At 44.3% G+C, this 14,852-nt stretch carries 12 protein-coding genes and 2 tRNA genes; 11 read left to right on the top strand and 3 right to left on the bottom strand.

From position 1 onward, the window contains the following. Positions 1-61: 61 nt before the first annotated feature. Complete coding sequence (locus N7E73_RS18420) at positions 62-259, bottom strand: hypothetical protein (RefSeq protein ID WP_432736396.1); 198 nt, start codon at positions 257-259, stop codon at positions 62-64. A 153-nt stretch (positions 260-412) separates the two neighbouring features. On the opposite strand from N7E73_RS18420, the gene N7E73_RS18425 reads away from it, so the two are divergent. The 5 genes from N7E73_RS18425 (at position 413) to N7E73_RS18445 (ending at position 4,518) form a co-directional block, all read left to right on the top strand. Next, positions 413-1,207 (top strand): undecaprenyl-diphosphate phosphatase, encoded by a 795-nt coding sequence (locus N7E73_RS18425; RefSeq protein ID WP_432736397.1) that lies wholly within the window; start codon positions 413-415, stop codon positions 1,205-1,207. A 130-nt stretch (positions 1,208-1,337) separates the two neighbouring features. Then, a tRNA-Met gene (locus N7E73_RS18430) sits at positions 1,338-1,414 on the top strand. Positions 1,415-1,568: 154 nt separating this feature from the next. Continuing rightward, positions 1,569-1,645: transfer RNA gene (locus tag N7E73_RS18435), tRNA-Met, on the top strand. A 214-nt stretch (positions 1,646-1,859) separates the two neighbouring features. Beyond that, positions 1,860-4,100 (top strand): ABC transporter substrate-binding protein, encoded by a 2,241-nt coding sequence (locus N7E73_RS18440; protein WP_432736398.1) that lies wholly within the window; start codon positions 1,860-1,862, stop codon positions 4,098-4,100. Beyond that, the gene (locus tag N7E73_RS18445) at positions 4,093-4,518 is read left to right on the top strand and encodes a hypothetical protein (protein WP_432736399.1); all 426 of its coding nucleotides are present in this window, start codon (positions 4,093-4,095) and stop codon (positions 4,516-4,518) included. Before N7E73_RS18440 ends, N7E73_RS18445 begins: the two co-directional genes overlap by 8 nt. Positions 4,519-4,527: 9 nt before the next feature. Here the strand turns inward: N7E73_RS18445 and N7E73_RS18450 are convergent, their stop codons facing one another. Beyond that, on the bottom strand, positions 4,528-5,307 hold the full coding sequence (locus N7E73_RS18450) for a substrate-binding periplasmic protein (protein WP_432736401.1): 780 nt from the start codon (positions 5,305-5,307) through the stop codon (positions 4,528-4,530). 261 nt (positions 5,308-5,568) lie between these two features. Between N7E73_RS18450 and N7E73_RS18455 the strand changes: the two genes are divergently transcribed. The 4 genes from N7E73_RS18455 (at position 5,569) to N7E73_RS18470 (ending at position 10,054) form a co-directional block, all read left to right on the top strand. After that, complete coding sequence (locus N7E73_RS18455; RefSeq protein ID WP_432736402.1) at positions 5,569-6,909, top strand: hypothetical protein; 1,341 nt, start codon at positions 5,569-5,571, stop codon at positions 6,907-6,909. 385 nt (positions 6,910-7,294) lie between these two features. Continuing rightward, positions 7,295-7,702: a hypothetical protein gene (locus N7E73_RS18460; RefSeq protein ID WP_432736403.1), complete on the top strand. Its 408-nt coding sequence runs from the start codon at positions 7,295-7,297 to the stop codon at positions 7,700-7,702. 27 nt (positions 7,703-7,729) lie between these two features. Continuing rightward, entirely contained in the window at positions 7,730-8,491 is a 762-nt protein-coding gene (locus N7E73_RS18465) for a DUF4198 domain-containing protein (RefSeq protein ID WP_432736405.1), read from the top strand. 135 nt (positions 8,492-8,626) lie between these two features. Further along, complete coding sequence (locus N7E73_RS18470) at positions 8,627-10,054, top strand: response regulator (RefSeq protein WP_432736406.1); 1,428 nt, start codon at positions 8,627-8,629, stop codon at positions 10,052-10,054. On the opposite strand, the gene N7E73_RS18475 is transcribed toward N7E73_RS18470, so the two are convergent. Beyond that, positions 10,008-10,202 carry a hypothetical protein gene (locus tag N7E73_RS18475; protein ID WP_432736408.1) on the bottom strand — a complete coding sequence of 65 codons (195 nt, stop codon included), beginning with the start codon at positions 10,200-10,202 and terminating at the stop codon, positions 10,008-10,010. The two genes, N7E73_RS18470 and N7E73_RS18475, sit on opposite strands and share 47 nt — an antisense overlap. Positions 10,203-10,323: 121 nt before the next feature. On the opposite strand from N7E73_RS18475, the gene N7E73_RS18480 reads away from it, so the two are divergent. Both N7E73_RS18480 and amt read left to right on the top strand, forming a co-directional pair. Beyond that, positions 10,324-10,644, top strand: coding sequence for a hypothetical protein (locus N7E73_RS18480; protein ID WP_432736409.1), 321 nt, complete (start codon positions 10,324-10,326; stop codon positions 10,642-10,644). Between the two features lie 576 nt (positions 10,645-11,220). Next, positions 11,221-14,601 carry an ammonium transporter gene (amt, locus tag N7E73_RS18485; protein WP_432736411.1) on the top strand — a complete coding sequence of 1,127 codons (3,381 nt, stop codon included), beginning with the start codon at positions 11,221-11,223 and terminating at the stop codon, positions 14,599-14,601. Positions 14,602-14,852: the final 251 nt, after the last annotated feature.

A 14,852-nucleotide genomic window follows, 5' to 3' on the forward strand; every position in this document is an offset into this window, starting at 1 on the left:
GATAAATCATGTTTATCGGATTAGGAATCACGCAAAACATGAACGTCCCGACACACGTTTCTTAGTCGCAGTCAGGAGTGTCTGCGGAATTCTCAGCATAAAAACGTTCCATGAACTCCATGTCCTTGGGAGACAGATTAAAGCGCATGGCGGCTTCTTCCAGCAGGGAAGGAAGCTCCCGGCCAGTTTCCAGGCGCTTTTCGGAGATCCATTTAATGGCCTTGCGGGTAAGTTCACATGGAGTAACTATGGTTGTCATATATTTTTCCTTATCATTAGACGTGGATTGTTAATTTTTTACACTACACCAGCTTTACGGACCTTGCAACTTTGTGCAGTGTGGCATACCCAGTTCGTAACTGAGTTGATTCCAGAGCTCAAATTACCATTTCAAATCGCTAAAGGTATTAATATGACTTCACTTTTCACTGCTGCAATTCTCGGTATAGTAGAAGGGCTGACTGAATTTCTTCCGGTTTCAAGCACAGGGCATCTGATAATAACCGGCCACCTGCTTGGGTTTACTGGCGAAAAAGCCGCCTCTTTTGAGGTTGCCATCCAGCTTGGAGCCATTCTGGCCGTAGTGGTTCTGTACTGGGCCCGTTTCTGGGGACTCCTTTTTCCTGTTCCCGGCCAGCTTTTTTCCGGCTTCCGCGGGCTTTACATGCTGTTTTTGACCAGCCTTCCGGCATCACTGCTAGGACTTCTCGCCCACGGATTTATCAAGGAGCACCTGTTTAATCCTCATACAGTGGCCTGGGCTCTCGGTGTCGGTGCAATCATGATTTTAATAGTAGAGAGAAAAGAAAAAAATCCGCACTGCCTTACCATCGACGAAATCACTCCCAAACTGGCACTCGGTATAGGCTGCTTTCAGTGTCTGGCTCTTTGGCCGGGATTTTCACGTTCTGCAGCTACCATTATGGGTGGTATGCTGCTCGGGGCGCAACGCAAGGTTGCTGCAGAATATTCATTTATTGCAGCGGTCCCCATTATGTTCGCGGCAACGGGCTACGACATGTTAAAAAGCTACCAGCTTTTCTCCACCGCAGACATTCCATTCCTTGCTGTTGGATTTATTGTGTCATTTGTTTCAGCATGGGCGGCAGTAAAAGGATTCATTTATCTGCTTGGCAAGCTTACGCTTCGCCCGTTTGCCTATTACAGGTTAGCCTTGGCTCCCTTGGTTCTCTTCTTCTGGTCCTAATCGTTTGGTCCTACAACCTGCCACGTTTACAGGTTATTTTGATAAAAATTAAAAAAAATTACTTTTTTACTTGCCAAGTTAATCCATAGCGTATAGTAAATCTCCTCGTTGGACGGGAAGTCCATATCATGGCGAGGTAGCTCAGATGGTTAGAGCATGCGGCTCATATCCGCAGTGTCGGGGGTTCAATTCCCTCCCTCGCTACCAGTACACAATAAGCCCTGCAGAGCAGGGCTTTTTCTTTGGCTAAACATGACCGCTACGGTATAAACATTATATTGTAATTTAAGTCATTTTTTGCTTGCCAAGTTTTATGAGAGTGTATATTAACTCTCCTCGTTGGACAGGAAGTCCACATCATGGCGAGGTAGCTCAGATGGTTAGAGCATGCGGCTCATATCCGCAGTGTCGGGGGTTCAATTCCCTTCCTCGCTACCAGTAAATACAAGGCCTCAGTGCGTAAACACTGGGGCCTTTTCTTTTCTAATTCTTCAGATTCCCGTCTTTTCCACTCAAGATTTATTTCCTTAAATCAATCTTTTTGCTATTGTTGCACCTAACAATAACAGCCAGCACCAGAGTTGTAACTTTGAATTATCTCCGACTTAACGGCATCTCACCCGCCAGACGATATTCAGGACTGTGCATTCTGATGACAGTTCTTGTCTTATTTCTATGCATTTCACCTGCTTCAGCCAAGCAGGATAATGTAACATTACAACTTAAGTGGTTTCATCAGTTTCAGTTCGCAGGCTATTACGCAGCACTTGAAAAGGGGTTCTATACCGAGGAAGGATTGGATGTTACGATCATTGAACGGGATCTCAGTTTTAATCCTGTAGACCTTGTCCTTGAGGAGAAGGCTGACTTCGGTGTCAGCAATTCAGCAATTCTTCTGGATTACTTGCAGGGAAAGGATGTAGTTCTTCTGGCTTCAGTTTTTCAGCATTCACCACTTGTTTTTCTTTCCAAGACCCCTCCCCTTCTCCACAGTCCACACGATTTTAAAGGCAAAACAGTGCTGATGAGTACGGCCACTCAGGATATCGAACTTATATCAATGCTTCGTAAAGAGAGAATAGCCCTTTCCAGCCTTGCCCTCATCGACAGATTTGCAACTCCGGAAGACTATTTTGATCCGGAAATTGATGTAATAGCAGCATATCTTACAAACCAGCCATATTACCTTGAAGAGAAGGAAGTTCCTTACTCCATTATCTACCCATCCACATATGGCATAGATTTTTATGGTGATACGCTCTTTACTTCCCGTAAGCAGGTTATAAATAATCCTGAACGAGTAAGAAAATTTCTACGTGCCAGCCTGAAAGGCTGGGCTTATGCACTTTCACACACCGAAGAACTCATTGATATTATCATCAATAAATTCGGTTCACTTAAATCAAAAGAGCATCTCAGATTCGAGGCAGCTGCGATACAGAAGCTTGTGCAGCCTGACCTTGTAAAAATAGGTCATATTAATCCAAAACGATGGGAAAATATCTGTGACTACTTTCATGAAGATGTAAATACGCTTAAAAAGAGGGATCTTTCATCCTTCTATTTTGATCCCACGGAAGGCAGCGTGGTCATGAAAAAGGAAACTGCTATTTATATCAGCTCCTTATTCACAATTACCATCATTATTCTTTGTTTCACCGTTTATATTGCCCGCAAGCTCAAAAATGAAATTCATCAAAAGATGTTGTTTGAAAAAAAATTGACAAAGAGTGAAAAATATTATCGCAGCCTGTTTGAGAACACCGGCACCGCCACTGTTATTCTTGGAGAGGATTTCACTATTAAACGCTGTAATAACAATTTCATAGAGTTGAGTGGATACTCTAAGACCGAAATTGAAAACAAAATGAAATGGACTGAATTTGTCTCCCTTGAAGACCTCGCAAGAATGCGTGAGTATGCGTTGTCAAGAAAGGCGGGTAACATGTCAGTTCCAACGTCATACGATTTCAAATTTATGAGGCGTAGCGGAGAAATTAGAAATATCCATGTTTTTGTAGGTCTTATCGACGACAGCACGGATAGGGTCGCTTCACTCGTAGATATGACGGAGAAGGTTAAAACGCAGGATCTGCTCATTCAAACAGAAAAAATGCTTTCAGTGGGCGGACTGGCCGCCGGAATGGCTCATGAGATAAACAACCCTCTGGCGGGCATACTACAGGGTGCCCAGAATATTCTGCGCCGAATTTCACCTGCAAATAAGGCAAACATTGAAATCGCCCATAAGCAGGGTTGCAGTTGCGACCAGATCTATAATTATATGGAGGAAAGGGGGATAGTCCGTATGCTGGAGGGCATTCAGAATTCAGGAGAGCGAGCAGCAGTAATAGTAAAGAATATGCTTGATTTCACAAGAAGAAATGAAGCCGGTATGACGAGCTGTAATCTCAACGAGCTGATTGAAGGAATTCTTGATATTATTTCCTGCGACTATGACTTAAAGAAAAAATATGACTTCAGACACACTGAAATAATAAAAGATTTCAAAAATGATCTGGCCCTTGTTGCCTGCTACAGAATCGAAATAGAGCAGGTGCTGCTCAACCTGATCAAAAACGCTGCCTATGCTATGTATGAGACATCGAAAGTTAGAGCTCCACGCCTGATTTTACGCACACAGCAGGATGCCAAATACGTTACTGTCGAAGTCGAAGACAATGGCCCGGGAATAACCAATGAGGTAAGAAGACGTATATTTGAACCGTTCTTTACCACCAAATCTCCCGGCTTTGGAACCGGCCTTGGACTTTCTGTTTCTTTTTTTATAATTACCCAGAACCACAAGGGCGTATTCGAAGTCGACTCTGAGGTTGGAAAAGGTTCTAAATTTATTTTCAAACTTCCCAGAACACAGGTTCAGAATGATTAAAAAATTTACATCAAAGCTACCAATCGTGATCATTGCTGTTCTTTTTGCCGTATGTCCGGCCTGCGCAAAAAAACCTGCCCTCTACCCCAATGAACACTACAAGGAAGTTGGTGAGGCCACAGCTTCAGCAGACATAAAAGCCTGCCTTGATTTGGCAGAACAAAGCGTCGGCAAACAATCCCGAGGTAAAACCGCAGTGAAAACAGGTGCCAAAGGAGGAATTATCGGCGGTGTAATCGGTTTGGGGATAGGTATAGTAACTGGAAGCCCCGGCTCCTCTGCTCTTGCCGGTGCTGTTGGCGGGGCAGCAGGAGGCGCTGCAGGTGGAGCTATGAGCGACAACGAAGATTCAGTTTACAAAAACTTTGTAGAACGTTGTTTACGGGAAAAAGGCTATGAACCAATTGGTTGGCGGTAGAATCTTGAACTAAAAGACTTTATCCGCAGGAATATACTTTGCGATTATCTCGTTGTAACTTCCATCCTCTATCATCCTTTCCAGCTCCTTGTTCACACTGTTGAATGCAGGTGTTTTTTTCTTTCTTGAAAAAGCAAGGTAGGTATTAGATTCAGAGAATATCACAGGCAGCCCTGTTTCCGGAGACAAAATTGGTTCAACCTGATCCATCAGCCTGTTGTCGCTCAAAAACTTCATAACTGGGTAATAATCTGCCAACAAAAAATCTATTCTGCCCAGCAACAGCTTTTTGACATTCAGATCGATATTGGGAACTTCTTCAACTCTCCTGAAAATGCCACGGTCAAAGGCATCCTGAATACGTTGGCCATAGAAGAAGCCTCGCCCGACTCCGACAACATATTTGTCTGCTCCTTTTAAATCATAACCAAGGTAAGATTTAGATCCTGTTTTGCGTAAGGCAATAATTTTCTCTGTGATTAAAATGTTATTTGGGTATCTCATAAATTTGTTTCGCTGCTCAGTATAGCCTGCGTTAAAAATTGCATCAGCAGACCCTTTCTCAACCATCGCCAGAGCTCTTTTCCATGGGACAATCAGAACAGTGGATTCGTAACCGGCCCTGCGAGCCGCTTCGGTTACTATATCGGCAAGAAAGCCTGTCACTTTGCCATCCTCAAAGTATGCTTGAGGTGTATTGTCGAGAGTGACGAAAACCAACTCATCAGCCATGCACAAAGAGATAGACAGGCAGTTGAAGATCAATATGAAGATCGCAGTTCTGAACACATTGCCTCCCGGTGTTGAAATTTAACGCTAACACCAATGAACAAAAGAACCAAATGAAAACCCATGCGGAACGGTCAGGTACAGCCGGAGTTTAACTTAATTCGTCAGGAAGCGATTCTCAAGAGAGAGCTGTCTGAATGCTAATCGAGCTATTAAAATTAAAAAATAATAATGTAAAATATTGCATAAAAACGTATTAAGTTTATTAGAGCAAAGCCGATCTATAGTGGTATAAACATTACGAAATGCCAGACGGTAACTATGAAAAAAAAAATTGTAGCACTAGCAGTTGTATTGGTTTTGATCCCCTCTATTTCCTTAGGATGGCAGGGAAAAATCGTTGCTGTCGAAAAAGCGGATACCTTCGTAGTTCTCAAGGATGGGCAGACTCCTGTAAAAGTCAAACTGGCCGGAGTTCGTCCATCCATGGGTATTTCACAGGAGAAGGCTATTCTGGACAGCAGCAATATCGTGCTGATGAAAGACGTTGACGTTCGTGAACTCAGCAAATCCGGAGATGACATAGTCGGTGATATTACTATAAACGGTAAGTCGCTGGTCAAAGATCTGATAGATGCCGGTGCAGTTGAAAGTATCAACGCTCCCGCACCTGAACCTGCAGCTCCAATAGAATTGCCCACTTCAACAAATAAAGATATCGCAGAGAAGGACGCCTCATCGGAAGAGATCATCGCAGAATTGAATGCGAGGTCCTCACAGCCTGAGCCACAACCAATCCAGCAGCATAAACCGACTCCTCCCGTTACTAAGCCCACGGGACAACGCCCTACTTCAAAAGTTCACTATATACAGGTTCAAAAACCTCAAACACTTGGACTTTGGCCTGCACGTCCGGCAGCAGTTGTCAGTTCTGTTCCGGCGCAAACAGACACCTCACAAGCAGTTACTTCTGCGGCATCTTCCTCTCCATCTTTAGCTGGAACCCAACAGGATGGGGAAAAACCCAAAATGATGGAACCCGGAGACATAGCCAAGAAGGACTATGAACTTGCTGTGCAGGTTAACAGGGAAACCAGACGCACTAAAAATACCGGTTTTATGGTTCCCAAGAAAAAGTCCGAAACCTTCGCAGGAGCATCCTTCGGAACACAGCTAAAGAGCAAACCGTCCAGCACGGTTCCGTATTCAACATTCGGGGGCATGGGAGGAGCAAGTGTACGTCACTTTTACCCATCAGGATTTGGTGTTGGCGGCGATTTTACCATGAGCCGCAGTTCAGGAAAGTCCGGTACAGTTGGAGGCAGCAACTCGACAAACGGCACAGCCTACGACTACAAGTCAAAGAGCTTTGACACATATACAGCAACTGCCGCCCTTCTCTACCGTTTCTATACAGATCCTGTCTGGACCCCGTATGTAGCCTTGCATGGCGGTTACTCCTTTTTCTCCTACCCGAATACTCTTTTCAGCCTATCAGACGGAGCTCCTGTGGTTGGTGGCGGAGCCGGTGTTCTGTACGAATTTGACTCCGGGTTCACAATCGGAACAGACGTCCGTTATCTAAAAACACTAGGGACCAAATCACATGATCCGGACGGATTCTTAGATACCACGCTCAACCTTGGATACACATTTAATTAACAATCATACACGTTGTCTTAACTAGGCCGGTTTACCGGCCTTTTTTATTGACTCTACTTTATTTGGGCCAAGTTATTGACTTGATACACCGCCTGCGGTACTACGAATTCACAAGAGGTGTTACCGAAGGAAGAATAGATTTTTATTAATCAACAAAAAAGGTGTTCAAAAATTGAAAATACAATCCTTCAAGCTACGTTGTTTTCTATTTTCTACTCTAATAGCCACGTTAATGTTTACCTGCGGTACTGCCTTCGCGCACAGGGTCAGCGTATTTGCCTATCCAGAGGGAGATAAAATTTTTACGGAAAGTTATTTCAGCAAAAACAAGAGAGTTCATCAGGGAAAAGTCGAAATTTTCAATACCGCGGATGGAAAGCTCGTTTTGACAGGAACAACCGACGATGATGGTAACTTCAATTTTGACATCCCGGAAGAAATAAAAAAAAGCAAGAGCGGAATGCTTATAGTCCTGCATGCTTCTGAAGGACACCGCGGAGAATGGACTCTGCAGGCAGAAGAACTCTTTCCGGGGACAACAGAAGCCGCAGATGAAGTAAAAGCAGAGATAGAATCAACTCCGCAAGCACCTTCCAGCACACCTGTTCCATCAGCCGACATGGCAGCTCTGAACAAACGTCTGGATGACCTCAATAATAAAGTGGATGCGGTCAAGCGGATGCTAATCTCTCAACAGGAAAAAGGACCTGGAGTCCATGAAATATTTTCCGGGATAGGATACATCCTGGGACTTTTCGGAATAGCGGCATTTTTCTCTTCCAGAAAAAAATAACCTTTCAACATTATGCGGAGCTATCTCATGCGCAAACTGTCTGTCTGCCTTTTTACAACTGTACTTGCTCTTATCTTTTGCAGTTCGGCCTTCGCCCATTTCGGCATGCTTATCCCAAAAAACTCAATCATAGAACCCTCTAGGAAATCTACCGAACTGGAGCTTTCTTTTTCTCACCCATTTGAGATGGTCGGTATGAATCTGGTAACTCCCAAAAAGTTCAGCGTCTTCTTTGATGGACAGGAAACAGATCTGCTGCCGACACTGAAACAAAGCAAAAATATGAATCACGAAGCCTTCAAAGCTGAATACAGATTCAAGCGCCCCGGCATGTACACATTTTTCATGGAACCCACACCCTACCCTGAACCTGCGGAAGACAACTACATCATTCACTACACCAAGACCGTTGTGTCAGCTTTCAATGAAGGAGAGGAGTGGAACAAACCCATTGGAGCTAAGACTGAAATAGTTCCTCTGACCCGTCCTTGGGGTAACTATGCCGGCAACGTTTTCCAGGGAATAGTTCTACTCGATGGCAAACCAGCTCCGTATACCCGGGTAGAAGTCGAGTACTACAACAAAGACTCAAAGTTTGTTGCTCCTTATGAATGCATGGTTACTCAGGAAGTCCTCTGCGACGAAAACGGTGTTTTCACCTTTGCCTGCCCGAAAGCAGGATGGTGGGGTTTTGCCGGTCTGAATGACGCTGACTATAAAATTGAAGGTAAAGCTGTTGAACTCGGAGCTGTCCTCTGGATAGAGATGATTCCTTATAAAAACAAGTAGGTTGTTATTAGTTTATGTTTAAGGTCGGAGCATATGCTCCGGCCTTTACTTTTGCCGTCAGTAATTTTATTGAATGAAAGTGCAGCAGGTGTTTGCCGGTATAAAAAATATTATTTCGTAGAGTCCGGAGTTTGAATGCGTAACCCGCAGGTTCTTATTGTTGATGATAGCAAAACGATTCGTTCGGTTATTTGCTCACAACTGCGTCAGCATTCAATCGACGTAACCGAAGCAGTAGATGGACTCCAAGGCCTCAACCTGACCCGGGAAAATCACTATGACCTGGTAATCACCGATATTATTATGCCCGGAATGAACGGGTATCAACTCTGTACCGAAATAAAGAAAAACCCGGACACACAGTCTACACCAGTAATTATCCTATCCAGCAACGAAAAAAGCGAACATATTGAAAAAGGTTTTGAAGTTGGGGCGGCTGCGTACATAACAAAAAACAAGGCCAGACAGGATCTTCTACCATATATTAAAGACATACTCAGCCGCTCTAAAATATTGCGAGACCGACTTGTATTAGTCGTTGACGACTCCAAATACATTCTTAAAATTGTTGATGCAGGACTTTCTGCAGCAGGATTCAAAGTCATTACAGCATCTGACGGAGCAGAAGCCTTCGAAATAGTAAGTCAGGTTGCCCCCGATCTTATTCTTTCAGACATATGCATGCCAGTCATGGACGGCATACAGCTTTGTGAAAAAGTTCAGAACCATCCAAATCTTTCCCATATTCCATTTGTAGTAATGAGCTCAGGCTCAGACCGCAGGACAATGCGGGAACTGCTGCACAAAGGCGCAGCGGCCTTTCTGGTTAAGCCGTTCAATATTGACCAATTGGTTATTACTGCAGAAAAACTGCTTAGCGACCACTTCCAGATCGTACTTCAGCAGCGTGAGCTATTCAAAAAAGAGCGCACACTGCTCATGGGAAGCATTACCAGCCTCATTCAGGCCCTTGAAGCCAGAGACTCCTATACTCGCGGACATTCGGATACCGTTTCTTTCCTGTCTGTTAAAACAGCTGAAAAACTTTCATTGGCGGAAAGAGATACAGAGCGCATAGAATTTGCGGCAAAACTCCATGATCTCGGGAAAATAGGGATACGCGACGACATTCTGCTCAAAAACGGCCCCCTATCAGATCAGGAATTTGCCTGCATAAAACAGCACCCTGTACTTGGCGCTGAAATCCTGAATCCGATCCCCAGTATGGAAGACATTATACCGGCAGTACTTCACCATCATGAAAAAATGAATGGCAAAGGATACCCTCATGGCCTCGGTGGAAATGAAATTCCACTTTGGGCAAGGATAATATCCGTTGCCGATGTTTATGACGCCTTGACAACTGACCGGCCGTACAAGAAGGCCTTCACTCATGTAGCAGCCATGGAATTTATTGAGAACAAAGCAAGCTCTGAGCTCTGTCCTGAGTGCACCAGAGCATTCAAAGACGTAATGTCTGAATATCAGCCCGACAGAGTGGACGAAATCAGCATGGCTAAAGCTTGTCCAGGCCGCAAATTTCCCATGCCCGCTCTTTGCTGATTTCCTCGCCACTTTCAAGAATTTTCACTTCCATTTCCAGCTCAACATCACCGCTCTCCTCAACACCCATGGAGAAAATTCTTTTCTGATTTGTATCATATATATACGCCTTCCCCTGATAGTCATAAAACTTGAATGGATTCTGCATAACATCTCCTTATATTTAAAAATTGACCAGAGAGTTTTTAGCACTTTGTCCGATGACAAGGAAGCCCTATTGTTATACCATTCAAGCATGAATCACTTATAACTTGGCAGGAAGGTGCCTAATGAATAAAAAATTACTGGCCGCCATAAGTTTTGCTGCGATGACTTTTGGCAGTGCTTCAGCTTCCCTGGCAGATGTTACCGTCTACCACTGTCAGAACGGAACCGGCTGCATAGATGAGCGGGTCAATTTCGGAGCAGTGCAAGTCAAGTGTATGGATGTTAATAACGATGTCCTTGCCGACTGGGTCTGCGAATACGAATTGGAATATTCATGCAGGAACACCCTGACCGGAGAAATTCGCACAGGAGGATTCGACCCTCTTGAAACTCCACTCTGCGATAAACTTTGCGGATCCTGCAAAGAAGGCTGGGAACAGTAATCTTCATATTTACCTTTTATGCCATAACTGCATTCTTTTTAACCGATTGAGATTTTTAAATCGGCTACTGTCTTTTTTGCATTTATTCACAGTTGAAAAAACATAATTAAAAATCAATACTTACATTAATTTATACATACAGAAGACGGCCACATACAGTCCTATACACACACGATTCCGTCTGCTTTTGATGTCCGTACGCAGAATAATTATAGGTACACTTGCTACAATTTCATAAAAACACCCCTTTCACATACGTTGCATCAAGACACAAACAACATTCCTCGCCAGTAAGGTTAAACAGTCTATAGTTACGCTGGCGACCTTTATCCTATTTGAGTCCTATTTACCTGACCATCCGAAGTATTTTCAAAACAACACCATACTCATTCAATATTTTTATCACAGACTATCCTCTCCCAACATCAGATCAAAAACAGTAAATTATTATTTTGACAACCTTCTCATTGTCTGATTTTGTACAAAAAAAGGCAAATGATCTGCAAATAGACCTGATTTGTCTTTTTTAAATTACTTTTTTGAAAAAATAAGCCGACAAATGCGAAGGAAATAGTCATGGACAAATCGCTAGTTGATATGCTGTGGATTCTAATCTGCTCCGCTCTTGTTTTTCTGATGCAGGCAGGCTTTATGTGTCTTGAATCAGGTCTTACAAGGTCAAAGAATTCCATTAACGTTGCTGCCAAAAACCTTGCCGACTTTGTATTATCGACCATCAGCTTTTGGGCTCTTGGTTACGGAGTTATGTTCGGCAGTGAATATCTTGGACTCATAGGTTCCGATTCTTTTTTCCTGCCACTGAACTCTTCCGCATACTTGACCGCTTTCTTCATTTTTCAAACCATGTTTTGCGGTACTGCTACAACAATATTTTCCGGAGCCATTGCCGAACGCATGTCATTCAGCACCTACCTCATAGTTGCAGTAATCCTTTCTGTTCTTGTTTACCCTGTATTCGGCAACTGGGCTTGGAATGGATTGGAAAACGGACAGCTGACAGGATGGCTTGGCTCGAGAGGTTTTGTGGATTTTGCCGGATCGACGGTAGTTCACTCTGTCGGAGGATGGGTAGCTCTCGCAGCTTTGCTTATCATTGGTCCACGTAACGGGCGCTTTACGGCCGATGGCACAGTTCGCGAAATGAACGCATCCAACCTGCCTATGTCCGTTCTGGGCACCATGTTGCTCTGGTTCGGCTGGTTCGGATTTAACGGAGGATCAACTTTAACCCTCGACGCATCTGTTCCTCTAATTATAGCCAACACAGCGCTTGCCGGTGTCGCAGGGGGAATGACCTGCACCCTGCTTGGCTGGTTTGACAGCAGGATTCCAAAAGTAAACAACATAATAAATGGTTCTCTGGGAGGACTCGTTGCAATTACAGCCAACTGCCATGTTGTTTACGCGGCTGATGCCGTAATCATCGGCGGCATTGCCGGTGTTCTTTGCGTCTGGTTTGAAAAAATATTAGAAAAGGCCAAAGTTGACGATGCCGTTGGAGCTGTACCAGTTCACCTAGGGTGTGGAATCTGGGGGACTCTGGCTGTAGCCCTGTTCGGAGATCCAGAACTTATCGGCACAGGCTTAAACATGTATGACCAGATTGTCATTCAGAGCACAGGGATCGTGGCGGCATTTGGAGTGGCATTCCTGTTCCCCTACGTGCTGCTTAACCTGATTAACAGGATTACCCCCCTGCGAGTAACTCCGGAAGAAGAGGAGGTCGGTCTCAATATATCAGAACACGGAGCGCACACTGACTTGCTGGATCTATTCCATACAATGGAGTTACAGGCCCAGACACAGGATCTTTCACTCCGAATACCAGTGGAACCGTTTACAGAAGTGGGCAGAATAGCCACCTGTTACAACCAGGTAATGTCGGCTCTTGAAGAAAGCGTATCCAAAACAGAGGCGATCATACATTCCGCAACAGATGGCATACTGACTTTTTCACGCGATTCACTTGCCCTCCTGCAGGCCAATCCCCGAGCCCGCGAGATGTTCGCTCTCCCCGGAGCAGGCACCCTTGACGAATTTCAATTTACAGACCTTATCAGTTCAGAATCTGTACCTACAGAGTCGCTGTTCAGCTCCCGGACCGTGGAACTGAACTGTACAAGAATCGGAGGTACTGAATTCCCTGTTGAGGCTGTAATTACACCAGCTAAAGGCATGCCTTTCTACATGGCCATAATACGCGACATCACTGAGCGTAAACAAAATGAGCAACAGCTTCGCACCCAGCAGGCATATTTCCAACAGCTGTTTGAAAGTTCGCCTCAGGCGATCGTTCAGGTTAACACTCAAGGCATAATCCAAGATGTGAATAAAGGGTTTGAACAATTGTTCGGCTACAGCCGCAATGAGGTTCTTGGGTCATACAACCGGAGCGTGGTTGTCCCTGTGGAACTTCAGGCTGAAGCCAAGCAGTTCAGCGAAAATGTCATGACTGGACGTCTTGTAGATAAAGAAACCATGCGGCGGCACAAGGACGGCAGGCTGATACCCATTTCAGTTATCGGCTACCCAATTCATGTCGATGGAGAACTCAGCGGAATCTACTATATCTACACAGACATTACACAGCGCAAGGCGTTTGAGGATCAACTCGCACATCAGGCTTTTCATGATTCATTAACCGGTCTGCCTAACCGGGTGTTATTTTCCGAACGTCTTTCCAGAGCCCTGAAAAGAGCAAAGCGGCACAAAAATTATCGGTTTGCTGCGATGATGCTTGATATGGATCGGTTCAAATGGATCAACGATACCCTCGGACACCACGCCGGAGACGAATTCCTTATTGCCATAGCCGACCGCATTAGCTCCTGCATCCGCGAAGTCGATACTGTTGCCCGTCTGGGTGGAGATGAATTCGGCATTGTTATTGAAGAATTTTCATCTTATCAGGAAGTAATACGGATTGCCAAAAGAATACAGCATTCGTTGCAGCTCCCTCTTGAGTTATCTGAAAACAAAGTAACGTCCAGTGCAAGCATAGGCATTGTGCTCAGAAACGACGAGTACGATGATGCTGATGCAGTTATGCGCGATGCTGATATTGCCATGTACAGAGCCAAAGAAATGGGCCGCTCAAAATTCAAGGTATTCAACCAGAGGATGCACTCCAGACTTATTGCAGAAGTAGAGCTTGAAAACGATTTAAGAGAGGCCATTCATAATGAAGAACTTTCACTTCATTATCAGCCTATTATGGGAACTTCATCTGGACAGCTCAAAGGGTTTGAAGCTCTGCTCCGCTGGAACAGTCCGGACAGAGGCATGGTTTCCCCTTCAGTCATTATTCCCCTTGCGGAAGAAAGCGGACTGATTGTCCCTCTGGGTCAGTGGATATTACGCGAGGCATGCCGAAGCATGAAACAGTGGATCGATGTTACTGGCGCAAAAGAACTTACTGTGAATGTAAACCTTTCTTTTAAGCAGTTTGCCCAGCCCAACTTTACACAGTTTGTTAAAAGTTGCCTTGAACAGATAGGTCTAGATCCGGGAAATCTTAAGCTTGAACTGACTGAAAGCTGCCTGATGCAGAATCCGGCGGAAACAATGGCCAAACTATCTGCCCTGCGTAAAATGGGTGTACAGCTGGTCATAGATGATTTTGGAACAGGATACTCTTCGCTGAGTTATCTGCAGCGATTCCCTATTAACGGGTTAAAGATCGACCGATCTTTCATTTCTGGTAATAATTCCGACAAACCTCAACAGGAAATAGTAAGGACGATCATCACCATGGCCAAAAGTCTGGGGCTGAATGTTGTTGCAGAAGGGGTAGAAGAATCCAGCCAGTTGAGTATGCTGAAGGATATGTCCTGCGATGAAGTTCAGGGATTTATGTTTTCACACCCGATCGATAGAACTCACGTCGAAGATTTTATCAGCAATCATCTCTCTGACTTAAACCCTGAATCAGAATAGTACTAGTTAGTGGACGCGTCATCTCAAAAAAGCACTCGAAATTCACAAAAATCATTTTTGTTGATCGCAAGGACCAACCAAAGAAGACAGTAAACGCTGATTCGCTCTTTTTTTGCTAAGTCATTAAAATAGAATTGACAAAGCCGTCTGTTAACACATAGATATGAACAAATTTTCATCAATTATGAATCTAATTGAATGTTGAGCAACCCCCTTGCTTCTTCAAATTAAACCATTAGATACTAATTGAA

The organism is Maridesulfovibrio sp. FT414 (assembly GCF_050916235.1).
Classification (GTDB): Bacteria; Desulfobacterota; Desulfovibrionia; order Desulfovibrionales; family Desulfovibrionaceae; genus Maridesulfovibrio.

Bases quoted from the DNA above. Each gene is read 5' to 3' on its own strand.
- N7E73_RS18420 (WP_432736396.1), bottom strand. From the start codon at position 259: ATGACAACCATAGTTACTCCATGTGAACTTACCCGCAAGGCCATTAAA.
- N7E73_RS18425 (WP_432736397.1), top strand. From the start codon at position 413: ATGACTTCACTTTTCACTGCTGCAATTCTCGGTATAGTAGAAGGGCTG.
- N7E73_RS18440 (WP_432736398.1), top strand. From the start codon at position 1,860: ATGACAGTTCTTGTCTTATTTCTATGCATTTCACCTGCTTCAGCCAAG.
- N7E73_RS18445 (WP_432736399.1), top strand. From the start codon at position 4,093: ATGATTAAAAAATTTACATCAAAGCTACCAATCGTGATCATTGCTGTT.
- N7E73_RS18455 (WP_432736402.1), top strand. From the start codon at position 5,569: ATGAAAAAAAAAATTGTAGCACTAGCAGTTGTATTGGTTTTGATCCCC.
- N7E73_RS18465 (WP_432736405.1), top strand. From the start codon at position 7,730: ATGCGCAAACTGTCTGTCTGCCTTTTTACAACTGTACTTGCTCTTATC.
- N7E73_RS18470 (WP_432736406.1), top strand. From the start codon at position 8,627: ATGCGTAACCCGCAGGTTCTTATTGTTGATGATAGCAAAACGATTCGT.
- N7E73_RS18475 (WP_432736408.1), bottom strand. From the start codon at position 10,202: ATGCAGAATCCATTCAAGTTTTATGACTATCAGGGGAAGGCGTATATA.
- N7E73_RS18480 (WP_432736409.1), top strand. From the start codon at position 10,324: ATGAATAAAAAATTACTGGCCGCCATAAGTTTTGCTGCGATGACTTTT.
- amt (WP_432736411.1), top strand. From the start codon at position 11,221: ATGGACAAATCGCTAGTTGATATGCTGTGGATTCTAATCTGCTCCGCT.